This window comes from Streptomyces sp. NPDC091416 (assembly GCF_044756845.1).
Classification (GTDB): Bacteria; Actinomycetota; Actinomycetes; order Streptomycetales; family Streptomycetaceae; genus Streptomyces.
In genome coordinates, this window is sequence record NZ_JBIVTU010000066.1 from 1 (window position 1) to 1,180 (window position 1,180).

Below are 1,180 nucleotides of genomic sequence, written 5' to 3' on the forward strand. Positions count from 1 at the left end.
CTGCCCCGACGCCTGAGGGCCACCCCCCACCCACGACCAGGGATCCTTCCCCAACCTCAACTACGAAACGGACAAGAGCTCACGTTCCGCACTCTTAGTGTCGACCAGCACAGACTTTGCGCGCCCCACCGCCAGGTCTACCAGGCGCAGCGCGGTGAGCAGGTCCTGGTAGGCGTAGCCGAGGTGTGTTGGCCGCAGACCCATGCTCATCACCCCCAGCGTGCCTTGCACACGTGGCCCCCCCACACTGCGCGTAGCCGTCACTCTAACCTCCACGGCGTACCGGGACGGAACGGAAAATCAGGTGGTGTACTACCACCTTTGTCCCGCACACCACCGCCTGCGGCACACCCTCAGAAGCCCACCTCTCGGCCAAGGAACTCAACTCCACCCAGAGGGAGTTCCTATGCCGCGCCCCACTGCGGAGATCCGTCTGTACTGAGCGCGCACCAGTGGTGGCGGGACTCTCAGGCAGGGCGCTCATCCGTCCTTGCCAATGTCCTCTAGAACATCCGGCGCCCCGCGAGCTCATTGAAGGACTTCTGGTAGGCCTCGACTGCGGCGCGGGCACGGCTCACCTCGTCGCCGAACAATCCACCCTTGAGAGGGCCCCACTGGGCACCCTGATTCTCGAAATCGTGTGCCAGGTCGGCCGCTGCATTGCCGTGACTGTCGGCCCGCCAGGTCGACCGCCCGTACCAGTGGGAGCGGCTCCACGATGGTCCCTCCGGGTTTGCGGCCGTGCGCACATTCGTCACGTCCTGTGCGATCACCCCGAGCACCACTTCAGCCCGGTCGAACTCCGCGCTATACGTGTCATCGTCGGGCCACTGGTCCGCGAAGATCGGGCGAAGGATGTGATGTACCCACTCGGCAACCGGAGTGTGGTACTTGCCGTCGCGGCGCTCAGTGAAGTCCTTCAACGAGTCGTGGAGGTCTCTCTCCGTGACAGCGGAGCGTGCCAGAGCGTTGGGGACCCAGTCCGTGGTGCCGTCGAACGCCTTGTGCGGATCCGTTACGTCGATGATGGGGGCCTGCTTCTGCCTGTTCCTGTCCCTGACCGACGGATCGACGACAAGTGCTTTGAGGTTGGCCCAGTTGCCGCTCGACGCGCACGCGAGCGTGGCGGTCATGATGCCGATCATGCCCGGCAGGTGTCGGAGCCCAATGAGTGCCGGCT

Annotated in this window: 1 protein-coding gene; it reads right to left on the minus strand. The window is 64.7% G+C overall.

From position 1 onward, the window contains the following. Positions 1–503: 503 nt before the first annotated feature. A partial coding sequence (locus tag ACIQMX_RS42500; RefSeq protein WP_402487093.1) for a hypothetical protein occupies positions 504–1,180 on the minus strand: 677 nt, incomplete at its 5' end.